We start from the raw sequence: 16,572 nt of genomic DNA on the forward strand, positions 1-16,572 counted from the left end.
GCTCTACCATCATTGGTTACCTCCGATTTCTACAGATTTGAGGGTTACTGGTACATCGGACTCACCTTTCTTTCTGTGTTTATAAAATAGCAGATTTTCTATTGGTTTGCAATCCGCAAATTGTACGAAATAGTCATAATCCAAACTGTGCATCCATCTGATTTTAGACGGATTGCCGTTAATTTGATTGACGATGCAGGACACGGTACAGTATAATAACAGTGTTGTGGGGTTTCAAACAGCCCTAGCCAGGCAGGAAGGCCTATGCAGCCGGCTGCCAATTTTGACTTTCCAATGCCAAAAGATATGCGTATGTTTTTGGTGCGGCGCTGCAAAGCGCCGCCATTTTTTTGCTGTTATCACGGTAAGTGAGCCAGTACACGAAGCAGTCAGCAAAATACTCCCGCTCGTTGGTAAGCGCATACGGACGGAGCAGGGCTGCTGCGGTTCCGGACTCCTCCTGATAAAAGCCTTCCGTCTGAGACGGGAAGCCCATCAGCTCATCGAGAAAGTGACCAAACTCGTGGACGGTGGCCCCCGCCGAGGATACAGTGATTTGGCGGCTTCCGTAATTGGTTGCCCCAATACAGCTCATATTCCGCTCTTCACTCAGCCTTGCGAGGTATTCATAGTCAATGGTGTACTGCCACCCTCTTTCCGCAAATGCCTGCCGGATCGGCTCTGGGATCTTTTGAAGTTCCAGCAGATAACTGTTCAGATGGACGCCCTCTTTATTGTTCAGAGGGATCGTCTCAAGAATGGGCGGCGGCGCAACGGTAAATTCCCCGGTCAAAAGAGCATAGAGAAGATCCGCAGCCTCGCCCCGTGTGATGATGTCCGTCCCTGCACAGGTGTCTTCGCATAAGCCAAAGCTTACAGCAGCGTGGAAAGCATTGTCCTGCGAAGACAGGGCTTCTCCATCCGGGTAGAGCTGAGAACTGTAAAGGGCAATGTCAAAGGCAGCAAAGCCGCTTTCATAGATGGCATAGCGGCACAGGCGGGAGTCCGGCGCCGCCATAGCCGGCAGATTCAGCCATCCATCCGCATAGCCCTGGTTGATACAGGCATCACCGCCATAGCCGGCAGGATCCGAAAGGGCGTCTTCTTTATCAAAGGCCCGGCAGATCATTGTTGCCCATTGGCGTACCGTAATCGGTGTGTCCGGTGCATACCGGCCGTTTCCCGTACCGTAAGTAATGCCCTGCCCAGCAAGGTAAGTGACGCTTTCATAAAACGGAGATGCCTCCGGCACATCAGAAAAGCGGCCAGAGGCGGCAAAGGCGGAGACGGACAGCAGCGCGCTGATGATCAGCGTCAAAAGGACGGCAGCAAATCCTTTTTTGTGTTTCATAGTTCAGCTCCTCACATTAGAATTGGGAAAGCGCCCCGGATAGGGCGCTTTCCCTGAAAAGGATTGGATTTAGTAGCCAGTCTTGGGGAGTGTAGGTGTATTCCAGAGACGGCGGATGATCGTTACCCAGCTTGCCGTTGCGGTCTGCCATGTGCCCTGATATTTGCCGCCCACATCGGCGCGGTTGACCATCTGATAGCCATTGACCGCGTTTCCGTTCACCATCACGCTCAGCGTGGGATTAACAACGCTTTGGAAGCCGACAGGAACCTTGCCGAAGTCAAAATAGATGTCGGTCACCACTTCGCCGGCCTGCATGGGAATGGCGTTGAGGCTGAAGCTGTAGTTGTTGCTGGTGAGCAGGTTGCTCGCCAACACCTGATAGCTCGTGTTGCAGTTGGTTTTGTAGAGGATGCGGTAGTTGAGCCGCGCGCTGTAGGTGCCGGTGGTCAGCGTCGTGGGACGAGCCACATCATAGGGAATTTTATCGTGCCAGAAGAAGGATTCCAGCGGCACGTTGGAGGTGTTCGCCACTGTCAGATCGTAGCGCATGGACTGGCCTGCCATGACCTGTGCGTTGCCGCGCTTGGTGATGGTAACGCCGAGACTGGCAGGCTTATCATAGGCAGAGAGCTTGATGATCTGACCGGGATATTCCAGCGTCACATCATGCACGGTAGGGTCGAGCTGCCAATAGGCGGGCGCTGTGACCTCTCGGATCTGATAGCGGGTGAGGGGCAGCGGCTTGCTGGCCGCAACGCCCCGGGCGTCCGTCGTGATGTAGTCCACCACCTTGCCGCTGCGGGCATTGACGATCTCATAAACAGCGCCCTTGAGCGGGGTGCCTGCGGCGGTGCCGGTGACCTCGTTATACTCAGCGGCGTACTTATAAATCTGGATCTGGCCCGTGACAGCGGTATTTTCCCACTCGATCTCCACGGTCTTGCCCGGAGAGACATAGACGGTCTTATACTGCTTATCCAGCGTGTAGCCGGGGGCGGCTTCCAGTTCTCTCAGATAAAAGCGGCCGCTCAGCCCGCCAGGGATCTCGTCAATGTAGATGTAGCCCTCATCGTCCGAGGTGTACTCGCCGATGGGCTTCTTGTTCGCATCATAGAGGACAAACTTTACGCCATAGATTCCCTCTCCCGTGGCGCTGTCAATTTTGTGGATGACGATGCCGCTGAGCTTTTTGTTGGTCACCTGAAGCGTCACACGCTTGCCGTCCTTGATCTCAAAATAGTGGGGCGTGTCATCCAGCCGGAACGATTTGTTCGATGTGACCTCTTTTGCATAGTAGCTGCCATCCTCCAGAGCCACGAACACACGGCCATTTTTGTCCGTCGTAACGGTATCCACCAAGGCATCGTCCACCTTGCGGATCTCAAAGGTCGTATTGGGGATGCGCTCACTGTGGTTATCCTCGTTGACCTTGATGATCTCCACGCCACCAATAGGCGTGTTGTAATAGCGATAGGTAATCCACCGCTTTTATCCCAGTTGGACTGGGACAGTCAGGGTGGATTTTCCCCCGCTTCGCACCGTGCGTGCGACTTTCACCGCACACGGCGCTCCATCAATGCAAATTATTTGTTGCGTGTATGTGAAATAACCAGTTTGTCCCTATAACCGACAATTTTCTTTTGTGCTTTGACATCAAACTCACTAATGTCCTGATTCGGATTATTAACCGCGATGAAGCATTTCTTATGAAGCGAAATCAGATTGTTGACACGGTTCACCTTATCCAATGGGAGGTATGGATTTATCCGGTGTGCCCATGGCGTATTAGCGATTAACCAACCTCCACAGACCCGGCACCTGAGTTTATCACGGTTGAGAGCGTAAGCCCTGTTCATAATAAACTCGAAATTGTTGAACTTCCCCCATTTGCCATAGCTGATTGCCCGTGCCGACCTATCCGAATACATTTCATCCAGACGCGCCTGCATTTTCTTCTTTTTCGTACGTTCAAAATACAACTGCCGCCCAGTGTCGGTGTATGGTGTCTCAGCTTGGTTTTTAGGTGGAGTTCTTTCCCATCTGCAAAAGGTAAGCGCTGTAAAGCCTACATAGATGTCCCGGTATTTGATAGAGGGAATTTTCTGTTTGTATTGTTGGTGTACTCGAGGAAGGTTCCGGGTTTGATTTGCTGGAATCCATTTCCCGTTGTACTGTTTCAAGCGGCGCCTTGCCGCAAGTTGCAATTTTCTGCTGTGTTTTTGCATGGCAATATTTACCCATGTACAGCATTGATAATATTGGATAATCCCTCTTATCTGACTGTTGATGCGGTTTATTGCACCAACCATTTGCTCACGGCTGTAATTACCGGGAATCTTTTTGATGTCTTCCGCGATTTTGTCAGCTCTGCGCTTTAATCGCTCACGGTCTGGAATCGTTCTTGGGATGTAGCCTCTGCGGGATTTCCCCCGAACCATTTTGAACTCGTAGCCTAAGAATTTGATGTACTTCTTTCTGATGTCTGTTATCAGTGTTTTTTCTTGGGATAATGTCAATTTCATTTTTTCCTGAAGAAAGGATTGCAAGCGAGCTTTCCAGTCTTCCGCATGTGCTCGGGTGTCTGTTGCAATGATGAAGTCATCCGCGTATCTGACAAGGTATCCGGGAACAAGAGTGGTTTTCTTGCGCATGACCGCGTACCTGCTCTGGTCCTGTACATACTGATGTCTGGTTCGTTTATTTTCCCATTGTTTTGATACCCATTCATCCATAATATCTAAATAAACATTCGCGAGTAGTGGGCTGATTAGGCCGCCCTGCGGTGTTCCTTCTTCGTTTACGGCGCGTTCTTCCATGACCCCGGCTTTTAACATGGCCTTGATAATCTGCAAGACCCGCCTATCCTTGATACCCATGTGGTACAACCGCTTTATGAGTATGCTGTGGTCGATACGGTCAAAGCATTTGCTGATGTCACCTTCGACAATCCAGTAATTTCCCGTGTTGTGCATTATAATGTCAACTCGTTCCAAGGCCATAGCCGCATCTCGCATGGGGCGGAATCCATAGGAATGTGCAAAGAATTGTGCTTCTAATATAGGTTCCAGCACTATCCTCATACATTCTTGTACGATTCTATCCCGTATTGCAGGAATGCCCAGAGGCCGCTTTTCTGATTTTCCCGGTTTGTCGATATATACTCTCCGTATCTGCTGGGGTTCAAAATACTTAAATGCACGTTGAATATCTGCTACAACCCACGGGAATGGTTTTTGAAGATAATCTTTGCGCATGGTTTTGGAATCTACACCAGGGGTTTCGCTTCCATGATTGCCTTTGATATTATGGATTGCTGTGATAATGGTTGACTCTGCTGACATAATCTCCAGAAGTCCTTTGAATGCCGGACGGCCGCCAGCCTCATAGACTTCTTTGCTGTGCTGATACAGTGCATCTTGAATTTCGCGTAATTGAGTTTCGGTTTTTGGGTAGTCGAATTGTTGTGCCATACGCACCGCCTCCTCTCTGGAATTGGTGTTTCTGGTTTTAGTCAGGTATGCCTACGGCTTCCTCGACTTTCTGTTCACATACAAATCTGCATTGACTATGCCCCTTCGCTCCACTCCCATTACAGGAGTTTCATCACTACTACGGGCTGCTGTCCCGCGGATTAACAGGTCATTTCCTACCTGTGCGGACAGAAGTGTCATTCTGTTTACATCTTGGGATGTGTCCGTCCACGGTTCCTTTGTTCCCTATGCCTTAGCTTTACATATCGGTTTTAGCCCGTCCCTTTGACCCGGCTGCCGTCTTTGGCCTGTGTGATATTCTGCCAAAGACATTCGACCTTTTTGGTTTTCTGCCGTTTTCCACTACTTCAGATTTCGACGGCGACAGCACTCCACATGGGAGCGGATGGCTGTATAATCATCCTACGCCTTTACGAGCCGTACATTCGGGACTTTTGTCGGTTGCAACAAGACATTCTGGACATGACCGATTTATAGCCTCCTGCGGGCATAGCCGTCTCAGACCATGCTACCGCTCTTTACCGAGCTTCGTACAGATTGCATGACACTACAAATCTGCACGTCGGAGATTCAGAGTTTTTGTTACCCGTCACACTGGGTCAGGCAGGTTCTGCCCCTGCCGAATCAAGCATAGAGTTCAGATTCTTCGGAATCTGCCTTGTTTTGTTGCGTGTTTCCACGCAGATTGTCAAGGAACAAAGCGCACGAAGTGGAGAGTCTGTGTGTCGTTGGGATTGACCACCACAGTCTGGGTGCGGGTATTTTCGTCGATGGTGTAGCCGGGAATTGTTTGAACCTCTGTGACCACCACGGTGCCGGAAATGCCGGAAATGGTGATTTTGCCTTCCTTATCCGTCCAGTACAGGCCGGTGGAGGACAACGTGCCGCCCTCGGCATCTACATACGAGCCATCTGCGTAGGTGATCTTAAACTCAACACCTTCCAGCGGCTCCTTTGTAACGGAGTCCTGCTTTACGATGATGAGATTGCCCTTGGGGGCGTTGCGGAACTCCACCGTGACAACTTCATTGGACTTGACCTTAACCGTCTGCGGGGTATCATCGAGAATGTACCCCTCCTTCGTGCGGGTTTCCTTGATGACAAGTGTGGTGCCGGGGGCGATGTCCGTAATGGTGAACGTGCCTGCGCTGTCCGTCACGAACTTGCCGTTGGAGTTTCCGATGAGATTGCCGTCGGAATCCGTGACAAGGAACTCCACGTCAGAGATGGGAGCGTTCGTCACAGCGTCCACCTTTTTCACCAAAACGCCGCCCCTGGGCTGGTTGCGGAACTCCAGCGTCATCACGGAATTGCGCTTGATTTTGATGCTCTGCGGGGTATCGTCGAGGATGTAGCCATCCTTGGCACGCACTTCTTTTGCGATGACCGTCATGCCGGGTGTCAGGCCGTCAATACGGATAGTACCTGCGCTGTCGGTCACGTAGCGGCCATTCGCCGTACCGATCACACTTCCGTCCGAGTCGGTCACAAGGAACTCCACATCGGAAATGGGAGCGCCGGTCACGGCGTCCTTTTTGACGATGAGGAGGGAACCCATCTTATCGTTGCCGAAGGTCACGGTAATGACGTCCTGATCCTTACCGGAGAGATAGACCGTTTCCGTGGCGTCGGTGATGACGTACCCATCCGGCGCGGAGATCTCCTCGCAGACATAAGTGCCTGCCTTGAGGCCGGTTGCAACGATGGTGCCATTGCTGGATGTTTTGTACTCGCCAACCACAGCGCCGCCTGTACCGGAGGTGCCGCCGAGGTAGCGGATGCGGAACCATGCACCCTCCAACGGCTGACCGCTCTCACTGTCCACCTTGCGGATGATGATGGCGGAAAGGGGCGTATTTTCAAAGGTCAGCACCTTGCTCTCGCCACCGGAGATGAAGCATTCCTGCGTGGCAGGCTCCTTGATGGCGTACCCGGACGCCGGTTCCAATTCCGTTACTTTGTACCAGCCATCTTTGATCTCGGGGAGAATGATTTTTCCGCTCGCGTCAGAAAAGTAAGTGCCGAGGTCATTCAGCTCGCCGGTGTCGGTATGGTTGCTGCCATACCAGATCTGGAACTTAGCGCCCTTGACGGGATCACCGGTGACGCTATCCAACTTGCGGATCTCCAGACTGGGCTTGATGGCGTTGAAGAAGGTGACGGTAGAGGTTTCGCCAGCCTTCAACGCCACTTCCTGCGGAATGGGGCTGAGAATGACATGGTTGGGGACATTGATCTCCGTCACCTGATAAGTGCCAACAGGAATGCTTTCAAGGAAAATGCGGCCGTGGCTGTCGGTGGTGGCCGTTGTGGAATAGCTGCCGTCGATCTGCTCGATGCGGTAGGTCACGCCCTCGATGGGTTCCCCGTTGGCAATGTTCTTCTTGATGATTTCAAGGCCGGGCTTTTCATAGTCAACGAAAGTGACCTCGGAGGTTTTACCGGGGCGCAGCGCCACGGTCTGCTCGGTATTGGTTACGATGTACGGCTCGGGAACGGATTCCTCACGCACAACATAGACACCGGCAGGAATGGCCGAGAGCGTTGCGGAGCCGTCTGTCCCGGTCGTGACGGAGGTGGAATAGCTGCCGGTAACGGACTTAATGGAAAACACCGTGCCGGAAATCGGTTTGCCGCTCATGGCGTCCCGCTTGGTGATCTTCATATCGGGCAGTGCGTAATTTTCGGCAGTGACCGTGTACTGCTTGTCGCCATCGGTGGTATCGACATAGACGCTGATGGGCGTAGAGTCGGCGCAGTAGCCCTCCGGGGCCTCGGTTTCCACGAAGGACCACAGGCCCTTGGTGACATCCTTGACCTCAATGATTCCGCCATTTTGGGTCACATCGCTGCCGACGATCTGACCGTCGCGGTAAATATTAAATTTTGCGCCATCCAAACCACGGGTCGTTCCTGCGGCAACCTTCCGCAGCGTAATATCAGCGTCCCCAGCTGGCGGCTTTCCCGGCTCGGATGTATTGGTGACGAGTTTTCTCGGCGCATAATAGTTAAAGAAAGCCTGACGCCCCTTAACGCTGGATTTCGCGTAGACCGCCCATTTTGCAGCTTCATCTTCTACCACAGTGGCGATGATGCCCTGTTCTGCGTATTCTTCAATTTGGCGCTGAAATTCTGCGTCTTCCTTGGCCTTTTCTTTCAACATCCAATCGATATAGCCCAGGTACATTTCGTAGGTATCGGCGTTGGCGTAGCCGCCGCCATCGATGTCACCATCGCCCTCACCCTTGAAGGTCTGGTGATCCCACACATACGTCTGCGCGGCCATAAAAAGACTGCCGGGGATGTCACCCTTATAGTCCACGATGAATGACATCATCCATTTGAAGTTCTCCAGCTGCTGGGCGTCGAGTTCACCCATGCCGCTCTGCGCCAGCGCCGTTTTCAGGACAGCGTCCGCGTCCGCGCCGGTGGCGGAGGTATAGGTGTAAGAGTTGAGGAACGACGGAGTACCCCAGCGGTAGCCATAGCCGCGATCCAGGCAGTAGAGCATTTTACCTGCCGCCATCGGGGGCTTATAGCTGTAAGGCGTACCGTCATGGAGAAGCCGCGTTGTCCAGTAGTTTGTGTTGCTGGTAGGCTTGATCCCTGTTCCGGTGCTGGAAGCGGCCAGCGCGGAAGTCGGGAGCAGCGTCAACAGCGTCATGATAACGAGAAACGCCGAGACGAGCCTGGTTCTTAATTTTTTCAATGAGCTACCTCCTTGCAAAATTGCACAAGAAAAAGCAGACCGAGGCTCCCCGGTCTGCTTTGTGATATAGGATAACAGGATTTACTTTGTTGCCGGCTTGTCCACCGCCGAAATGCTGTATCCGCTGCGAAGAAATAGTTGGACACAGTACCAGCACTCCAAGCCGTTGGCGTCAGTCCCTCGTGCAAGGCCGACGCCGATAGCCGCATAGCTTTTATCGGTCATGTTTTCCATGTGTCCTGCGGATTTTGACCATGAATATACGAGCGTTTCCGCAAGCGCGGCTTTTTGCTGCGCAAGATAGAGCAGCGGGATCTGGTGGATATTTTCCCCGACCTGCCCACAGTCCGTAACGGTGTAATACTTTCTGCCGTCCGGTCTGGTATGAGAATAGGTGCCTGTGGCAGCCATTTCATCGGCCCGCACCTGTGCGGCCCGCATGAGTTGATCGTCGGCGGCCAGGGCTGCGATGCTGCGCTCCGCACGGAGGGCGTTGGTACGTTCTACAATATCCTGCTTTACAGCAGCCAAATCAGAAGGCGCAGCAGCAGGCGGAACAGATTCAGCCGCGGGGGCTTCGCCGGTGTAAGGCGCATCGGTTTCAATTTGCACACACCCGCTGTCCACATCCCAGAACACATTGAAGCCGACCGCTTTGCCAATGTCGCGGAGTTTCACATAGTTGTGTCCAGCAATACCATACGCTTCCATTTGCACCTCCTGCCCATCGACAAAAATACGATGGTTGCTGCGTTCAGCGAGGATTCCCGCAGCATAGGCGGAAGCTCCGCCTGTGATAATAGCGCCGATAAAAAGACCCGTAAACATCGTGAGGATCTGCTTCTTCATGGAAAAGCCTCCTTATTTTTGATCTACTATTCCTTTACGATCATAAAGCGGCTTTTTCAACAAAAGATTTTTAAGAGGCCTGAACAGCCTGCACACACCAGCGCTGACTGGAATCTCCGGCAACGCAGGTAAGGAGAGTCATTCGGTTATCCGTGGTAGAGGACAAATAGCTCCAATCGCTGCTGCTGATTTTGGTCACAGTCTCCACCAGATAGGTGCGGGTACCCATGGATGTGGTATAGGTGATTTTATCACCCACATCGAGATCCTTGATGCTGCCGATCACATATTTGGCGCCGCGATTATGCCCGCAGACAGCCACATTGCCGTTCCAGACGCTGGTACTGGTGAAATGTCCCAGCCCCTTTTTCATGCTGGCAGTCGTTTCACCTTCCCAGAGATAGTAATTCTTAACTCCGATGGCAGGAATGGAGATCTTTCCGACGGCACCGTTGGAGAGCAGAAAATCCTGTGTCAGCTCTGTGAAAGCGGGCATCGCAGGAGTAGATGTGGAGCCGCCCTGCAGAAAACCGGGGATCTCGACAGTTCCGCCGCCGGGAGAAATTCCGTAAATTCCGCTGCCGGATGCAGAGATGCCCTGAAGACCATGCAGCATGATTTTCTCCATCACCCCGGTTTGGGTGGTGCTGAGCTGCCCGTACTCCAGCTCGGGGATCTGGTAGTCCACCACATTTTTTCCACCGTAATTGTAGCGGGAGCCGTAGACGTCCTCATAGGAAGAGGAGGGGTAGTATTCCGGGGTGCCATCGGTTTCAAAGGAATAATCGGCAGCCTGTGCGCTGACCGCCATCGCAGAAAGCATGGCAGCCAGAGTCAAAGTCAATGAGAAAAACTTCTTCATACGGGAGCCTCCTGTTCTTCTTCAGCGGGAACGGTAAATTCATGCCAGTCATTGTGCTTGCTGGCTTGGATCGTGTAAGTATGGTCACTCTGCGGGAAAGAAACGGTGAACTCGCGCCCAGCCAGATGCCTGGCAAGGGATTTTTTCACCTCAACCGCGACGGTATCTCCCGGATTCAGTGTGAGAGCGCCTGCATCGATAGCGGGAACCTCGCTGTCAGGCTCCACACGGAACTTTGCAATCAGCCGGTACTCTCGGGGCTTGCTGTCCGGAACATACACATAGACATTTTTGCGGCGGCGCAGCAGGATGAGTGCAGCGGCGGCGATGCCCGCGCAGAGCAGCAAGGCGGTGAGGATCAGCAGCGGAGCGGAAAGGCTTCCGTTATCCCAGATATGTGTTTTCTCGGGGACGATCTCACTTCCGGTATAAACCACGGTGTAGGTGATACTGCCTACACCTTCGGCGGTAACGGTCCCACGATATTCTGCCGTGGTGACATAACCCGTGGCGGCCTGATAACTGCTGGAGGCGGAATAGGTGGCGACCGCCTGATACTGGGCGGGAACCAGCGCCTCGCCGACGAGCGCCGTGCCGGTGACCTGCCATTCCACATTGGCAAGGGTGAGCGTTTTCCCGTTTTTGACGGTCGTGGCCGGCACATAGGACATATCGTTGCGATCCAGATTGCCGATCACCTTCGTCTCGGTGGTTTTGCTGTATTTGGTGGTGTAGCCGGACGCCTCTGTGGAAAGCGTGGTATGATCCAGCGCCAACTCGCCGGAGAAGCCGCCTTTTTCATAGGGCATACTGGGCGAAAGCTCTGCGAGGATCTGCGCAAGGTCATTTTTGGCGGTGTTGACCGTGACGGTTTCCGTTACAGTTTTGCTTTCCAGATACGGGTGTTCCACCTTTGTGGTATAGGCCCAGGTATAAAGATAGCCGTCGTAGGAAAAGTCCTCTTCCTTCAGCTCATCTGGGTCAACCTCCGGGGAAAGCGTGTAGGTTTTTACAAGCCGCTGCTGGCCGTTCAGGTTTTCCGCTACCAATGAATCGGGAACCTGAGCGGCAAAGGCGCTGACCGTCAGCGACATGGCAAGCAGCAGGCAAAGGGCCAGCTTTGATAAGCTCTTCATGGTGGCCTCTCCTTTTTTACAAATTCTGTTTGATGATTCTGGTGATGATGCCGACGGCGATGCCGCGTTCCTCATCCAGACGGGTAACGGCAAAGCTGACGTCGTCTTTTTTCCCAGGCATTCGCCGGTCATAGCAGGTGTGGGCAACCGCGTTGACACCGTTGTTGAGCCGGATGAACACAACGCCGTGCCGCACATCGGTCACTCTGCCGGCATATTTGCCCTGCAGGACGCATTTATCCAGATTGCTCTGGTTAGCGGCGGACGAAACGCTGCGGATATCTGCTGTGATGGAAATATGGTTGATGTCGTCGCGGTCAATGGTGAGCACACGGACAAGAACACGGTCGCCGACGCTGTAATACTCGCGGGCGTCACCGAACCATGCGGCAGACAGATCACGGGCGAAAATCGTACACTCCACGCCAAACACTTCCACACGCAGGACTTTTTCCGCAACGCCAATGACGCGCGCCTGTACGACGCGCCCTTCATAGATCATGGGGACGCCATCTTCGTTGGTGTCCAGATAGAAGGTCTGACGCTTACGGAGCATGGCGGCCTTTCGGCTTGCCACAACGCTGCGGGCGGTGTTATCCAGACCCCGGACGATGAAATCAATCTCCGCGGTGAGCATGGTTGCAAGGATACTGTTCATCCGCTCCATAAACGGCTTGTATTTCGCCCCATACGGAACGGGCCCGGAATAGAGCATCATTTCTTTCAGCGGAATCGCAATGCGATAACCCTTGTAGTCAACGACAACGATAGTACGGCCGGAAGGGGGCTGCTCCACGCCATCCAGCGTTCCGGTCAAAATACGACCGGCAATATGCGAGGTCTTGATCTCATGCCAGATGACCTCACGGCGTTCTTCTTCCGTTTCGATACGGTCTTTTGCATCAACGGTCAGAATGTAGGAGTCACGGCGTCCGGCAGGTGCGGGAGGTGCAGTGGACTGCGGAGCAGCTTCACCATCTGCGGATTCCGTTTCATCTTCAGTGAGCGGAGCATTTTCCGCATTTCCTTCCAGCAAAAGCGCATCCAGAGCATTTTCGCCGCTGCTGTCAAGGGGTGCCGGAGTGCTGCTGTTCAGCTCCTGTAAAATGCTGTCGTACTCCGGGTCCTCAGCCTTTTCATCGGAAACAGGGACAGTATCTGCGACATCAGCGGTGTTTTCGGCATCCGGCTCGTTTTCCTCAACATCTGCTGTGCCGCTCACATCGCCGGAGCCGAGATCAACTTCCGGGGGTCCTGCCAGCGGAGTTTCCGTGTTGTCGCTGCCGGCGGCCTCCACCTGCTGCTCAGAAAGTTCTTTGGCGGATTCGGTTTCCATGAACTCTGAGGAGAAATCATCAGGGGGCGGGATCGTTTTTTTCTTGGGCATTAAGTATCCTCCTTTTTCTTCATAATGGATTCTTTGGTTACGGCAACGACTTTTTCAGCCGACGCAGGCTTTTTCTTTTGCGCCGGCTTCTTTTCCGCTGCCTGAGATGGCTGCGCCGATGGAGTTTGCTTTTCCTGCGGCTGATTTGCCCGCCATGCAGGGACATGGGAGGCGGCCTTGCTCGACCGCAGCTTCTTCGCCTCGGGATGTTTGGAATAGTCGTACTTATCCACCTCCAGTACATTCTTGCCCCGAATGAGGATCAGGGCTTTATCAATATTCATACGCAGCACCTCGTCCATGGTCATCAGCTTGCGCCGGCCGACACCGCTGGTTTCCCGGTATTCAGGCGTGTAATTGGATACACGCCATGTTCCGAGCTGTTTGGCTTTACTGGTGACAGAGATACTGGCCTCGCCGGTCCGGTCAGAAATAAATTCCGCCGTCAGAGCATCTGTACAGCCAAGAAAAAGCTGCACATCGCAGTTGCCCAGAATTTCCTGCCACTGGTTGTAGGGATAGCGGTTCTGAAGGCCAGCTAAGTTCTGGAACACACATGACATGGACAGGTTTCTGGAACGAATGACCGAAATTTTTCTCGATAGATCTGGGATCACTCCACAGGCACACAGCTCTTCACCAAGTACATGAACAGGAACCGGGAGCGCCCCGCCAGGACAATGTTCGTCCGCATAGCGAACCAGGCGGATAAACACAAAGGAAAGAAACAGCGAGGAGAGGAAATCAAAAGTGCTGTCCTGATCGCTGGTAATGCAGTAATACGCGCATGGCTGCTTTCCCGGGAGTTCCAGATCGATCTCGTTGTAGGATGTGATGTTGCGAATATCCCGGTTTTGGAAAACCTGCAGTCTGGAGCCGAGCCCGATGATAACGCCGCCGCGCACACTCTCCGACGCCTGCTTGAAAATGCTGTATGGCGCTTTGGCAGGATGCGTAACCGGAAGAACGCCAAAAAGCGCGTTCAACTCCTGTTCGGAGCTGGCGGCAATCAACTGATACACCTCGCCGATATTTTGCTTTTTCTTGGGGTAGCTGATGGAAACATAGAGGACCAGTGCTTTGAGCAGATTCATTTCTGCGCTGTCCCAGAAGTGGTCGCGTTCCTCGCCGCCGGTATTCTTGATGATGACGTCACAAAAAAGCTGGGCCATCAATTCCTGACCGCCGACCTCCGCAAGACAATTCCATGAATCGGAGGCTGATGGTGTGACCAGATTGAACACACGGACGGTGTAGCCCTGATCCCGCAGATATTCGCTGGTCTTTTCGTATAATTCGGACTTTGGATCACAGATCACAAGGCTTGACTTCCGCGCTGCGCATTGGAGAATCATGTTGACGCAAAAGGCTCTTGTCTTCTTGGAGCCGCTGGCGCCGTAAACCGCAAGATTCCCGTTAAATCGAGTCTTTGGAGGAATACAAATGACCTGATGATCCAGCTCGCCGAGAATCGTGCCGGAATGCTTGCGAATATCCGGAACAAGGTCAAGCACCCCCGCCAGCTCCTTGCGGGACATAAACCCTGCGGTGCCATAGGTTCCCTTGTTGGAATAGACCAGGTTGCGCCGCCGGTCGTATTCGCCGCCTTCGCTGTAGCCCATCCGCATGACCATGAGGATCAGCAGCGCCAGCGCACCGATGCAGAGGCCGAGGCCATACAGCCCATACGGAAAGTGGAAGGCTGCCGCAAGGCAGGGAAAGAATCCGGCGTCCGGGAATGCGGGAGACGTCCCAAACACGGCGCCGGCCTCCTGCCATGCACGGTAATTGGAAAAAAGCTGCGAGAGGTAGCCGCTCCCATAGAGCAGCGCCAGCGCAGCGATTGGAATGATAATAAAAAGCTGAATCAGCTTCTTTTTAGGAATAGAGCACGCTCCTTTCAAACTGTTGAAAATCAATGCTTTGCAGCATCACACACTGCCCGCAGATCTCCCGCAAGGCTTCTTCCTGGTAATCGAAGCAGATCAATGTCCCCGTCATTCCGTGCAGCTCCAGCGCGGTATCGAAACGCCGGATGCGAGGAAAATCACAGGTGTAGGCGAATAGAACAGGATTCCCCTCGCTGTCAATGGCGTCGTTCTCGACGCGCCAATTTGGTATCCCCTCATGGAGCCCGTCTGCAAGGATTGCATCGAGCGTCCTGCGCTGCTGCGTGTCGCATAAGAGGCGAAGGATCGCTTCGCCATAACGGTCATTGGTCAGATAGTAGAAATGCGGAAAGCTGCCATCCAGCAGGAAATAGCTGTGCGCGTCCGGCTGCGTCAGGATAGAAAGTTGTTCCATGGTGGAGCCGAACACGATCCCGGAAATCTCCGCATCGGGCATGACCCCTTCGGTTTGCAGCAGAGCTTTGAACCGCAGTTCAGCCTTGTACTCCCATTTCATCTGCGCTTTGGCGGTGTTATAGGTCAAAAAAATACCGCCATCCGTCAGCAGGATGCCGGTTGCGCGTGAACTTTTGATTTTCACCCCTTGCGGGCCGATCTCTTTGACCTCTCTGGAGGTGTAATAGGCGGGGATTGCCGCACTTTGGCTGGCAGCGGAAAAAGGAGCCTTTTCCCATGGAAAGGCCGGAATGCCAGCGTTGTGCATGATGGTCAGGATCTCAGCCATCCGGTGAAGCCGGAGCCGTCTGGGAATTTCGCTTTTGAGCTTGTTTGGCTCAGAGCTGCCGGTCAGGTAGGCTGAAAACCATTCGGGAGCATCAGCCAACAGCAGCCGTTTGGCTGACGAGGTGAGCCGAAGTCCACGCAGGCCGTCTTTGGAGAAGGTACGCAGCAGCCCATCTCGCCGGAGAGCGGTAACGACATTTTCGAGGTATGCGGAACCACCCGGCAGGTGGCTGATTTGACGGATGGGGTATTCACCGCAGAGGGCGGTTAATGTCAAAAGAAGATAGGGCAGCGTATTTTGAGCTGGCAGCTGCCGGGGCTTTCGAGGCATAAACCGTGCTGCCTCCTTGTACGATATTTTACCGTAGGGCTTTATAGCTTGGGTAATTTTGCGGCTGGAGCGCCTTGAAAAAACGCAGTATTTTCAGCGCTTTCAGGGCGCTTTTTGTACCTTGGAAAATAAGCGCCCATAAAAGGTCAAAAATCCGATATGCTTTTTACACCATTCTGGCGCTCTGCAAGCCAGGCCGGAAACTGCGTGCTGTCCATGAGAAAAAGCCGTGTGCAATCCTTTTCGCCCAGCTCCGTGGTGTTGTAGGCGTCGCACAGCAGCCCATTGTCATCCGTCAAGATGAAGGAGGCCGCAACATCCAGAAACTGCTTCAGTTCCAGATTGTCATAATCACGGATACGCCGCTCTGGCAGCTCCTGCGCATAGATATGGGAAAAACAGACCACACAATGCTGAAATTGCGGCATGGTGTGGTGGGCGGCGTAATCGGAGAGCGCGGAGGTAAACGGATCCAACAGGAACTCCGTGCTTTGGCGCTGCCTGCGCTTTGGCAGAAGGCACGGGAGCTTGATCTCCAGAATGCCGTCATTTTCGCTGATCTCAATACCCTGCATGGTTTCAGCAGACCGCAGATATTCCTCTTTTTTGATGCTGGTAGTGGCATAGATCAGGTGGCGCAACCGGCAGGTGATCCGCTCGGCCCGCAGCGCCGCATCCGTGGACAACACCTCGTAGTTGTCGGGATAACGCTGAATATCCGTCGTGTTCATGGCATAGAGCGCATTGTTCAGCCGTTCGATCTCAGCCAGAATAGATGTAATTCTTTGTGATATGATGGCCCTGTTCAAGAAAAAACTCC

The 16,572-nt window shown here is 53.3% G+C and carries 11 protein-coding genes; all 11 read right to left on the reverse strand.

What is annotated here, in order from left to right:
• Nucleotides 1-262: 262 nt before the first annotated feature.
• A complete protein-coding gene (locus KQI82_RS14945; RefSeq protein WP_216633481.1) occupies nt 263-1,351 on the reverse strand; it encodes an anthrax toxin lethal factor-related metalloendopeptidase in 1,089 nt (362 codons plus the stop codon).
• 69 nt (nt 1,352-1,420) lie between these two features.
• Nucleotides 1,421-2,797 carry an MSCRAMM family protein gene (locus KQI82_RS14950; protein ID WP_338148994.1) on the reverse strand — a complete coding sequence of 459 codons (1,377 nt, stop codon included), beginning with the start codon at nt 2,795-2,797 and terminating at the stop codon, nt 1,421-1,423.
• Between the two features lie 140 nt (nt 2,798-2,937).
• Nucleotides 2,938-4,824: a group II intron reverse transcriptase/maturase gene (ltrA, locus tag KQI82_RS14955; RefSeq protein ID WP_216633482.1), complete on the reverse strand. Its 1,887-nt coding sequence runs from the start codon at nt 4,822-4,824 to the stop codon at nt 2,938-2,940.
• A gap of 709 nt (nt 4,825-5,533) precedes the next feature.
• On the reverse strand, nt 5,534-8,554 hold the full coding sequence (locus tag KQI82_RS14960; RefSeq protein ID WP_216633483.1) for a SpaA isopeptide-forming pilin-related protein: 3,021 nt from the start codon (nt 8,552-8,554) through the stop codon (nt 5,534-5,536).
• Nucleotides 8,555-8,635: 81 nt separating this feature from the next.
• Nucleotides 8,636-9,403, reverse strand: coding sequence for a CAP domain-containing protein (locus tag KQI82_RS14965; RefSeq protein WP_216633484.1), 768 nt, complete (start codon nt 9,401-9,403; stop codon nt 8,636-8,638).
• A gap of 70 nt (nt 9,404-9,473) precedes the next feature.
• Nucleotides 9,474-10,265: a class D sortase gene (locus tag KQI82_RS14970; protein WP_216633485.1), complete on the reverse strand. Its 792-nt coding sequence runs from the start codon at nt 10,263-10,265 to the stop codon at nt 9,474-9,476.
• Nucleotides 10,262-11,401, reverse strand: a complete 1,140-nt coding sequence (locus KQI82_RS14975) for a hypothetical protein (protein WP_216633486.1) — start codon at nt 11,399-11,401, stop codon at nt 10,262-10,264. Before KQI82_RS14975 ends, KQI82_RS14970 begins: the two co-directional genes overlap by 4 nt.
• 16 nt (nt 11,402-11,417) lie before the next feature.
• Nucleotides 11,418-12,788, reverse strand: a complete 1,371-nt coding sequence (locus KQI82_RS14980; RefSeq protein ID WP_216633487.1) for a S1 RNA-binding domain-containing protein — start codon at nt 12,786-12,788, stop codon at nt 11,418-11,420.
• Entirely contained in the window at nt 12,788-14,707 is a 1,920-nt protein-coding gene (locus KQI82_RS14985) for a VirD4-like conjugal transfer protein, CD1115 family (RefSeq protein ID WP_420908116.1), read from the reverse strand. Before KQI82_RS14985 ends, KQI82_RS14980 begins: the two co-directional genes overlap by 1 nt.
• On the reverse strand, nt 14,667-15,752 hold the full coding sequence (locus KQI82_RS14990) for a hypothetical protein (protein WP_241426731.1): 1,086 nt from the start codon (nt 15,750-15,752) through the stop codon (nt 14,667-14,669). The genes KQI82_RS14985 and KQI82_RS14990 overlap by 41 nt, the downstream gene beginning before the upstream one ends.
• 146 nt (nt 15,753-15,898) lie before the next feature.
• On the reverse strand, nt 15,899-16,561 hold the full coding sequence (locus KQI82_RS14995; protein WP_216633488.1) for a DUF6100 family protein: 663 nt from the start codon (nt 16,559-16,561) through the stop codon (nt 15,899-15,901).
• Between the last annotated feature and the right edge of the window lie 11 nt (nt 16,562-16,572).

Origin of the sequence: Dysosmobacter acutus (assembly GCF_018919205.1) — a bacterium.
GTDB classification, from domain to species: Bacteria; Bacillota; Clostridia; order Oscillospirales; family Oscillospiraceae; genus Oscillibacter; species Oscillibacter acutus.

Coding starts and splice junctions, on each gene's coding strand:
- KQI82_RS14945 (WP_216633481.1), bottom strand. CDS start 1,351: ATGAAACACAAAAAAGGATTTGCTGCCGTCCTTTTGACGCTGATCATC.
- KQI82_RS14990 (WP_241426731.1), bottom strand. CDS start 15,752: ATGCCTCGAAAGCCCCGGCAGCTGCCAGCTCAAAATACGCTGCCCTAT.
- ltrA (WP_216633482.1), bottom strand. CDS start 4,824: ATGGCACAACAATTCGACTACCCAAAAACCGAAACTCAATTACGCGAA.
- KQI82_RS14965 (WP_216633484.1), bottom strand. CDS start 9,403: ATGAAGAAGCAGATCCTCACGATGTTTACGGGTCTTTTTATCGGCGCT.
- KQI82_RS14980 (WP_216633487.1), bottom strand. CDS start 12,788: ATGCCCAAGAAAAAAACGATCCCGCCCCCTGATGATTTCTCCTCAGAG.
- KQI82_RS14975 (WP_216633486.1), bottom strand. CDS start 11,401: ATGAAGAGCTTATCAAAGCTGGCCCTTTGCCTGCTGCTTGCCATGTCG.
- KQI82_RS14970 (WP_216633485.1), bottom strand. CDS start 10,265: ATGAAGAAGTTTTTCTCATTGACTTTGACTCTGGCTGCCATGCTTTCT.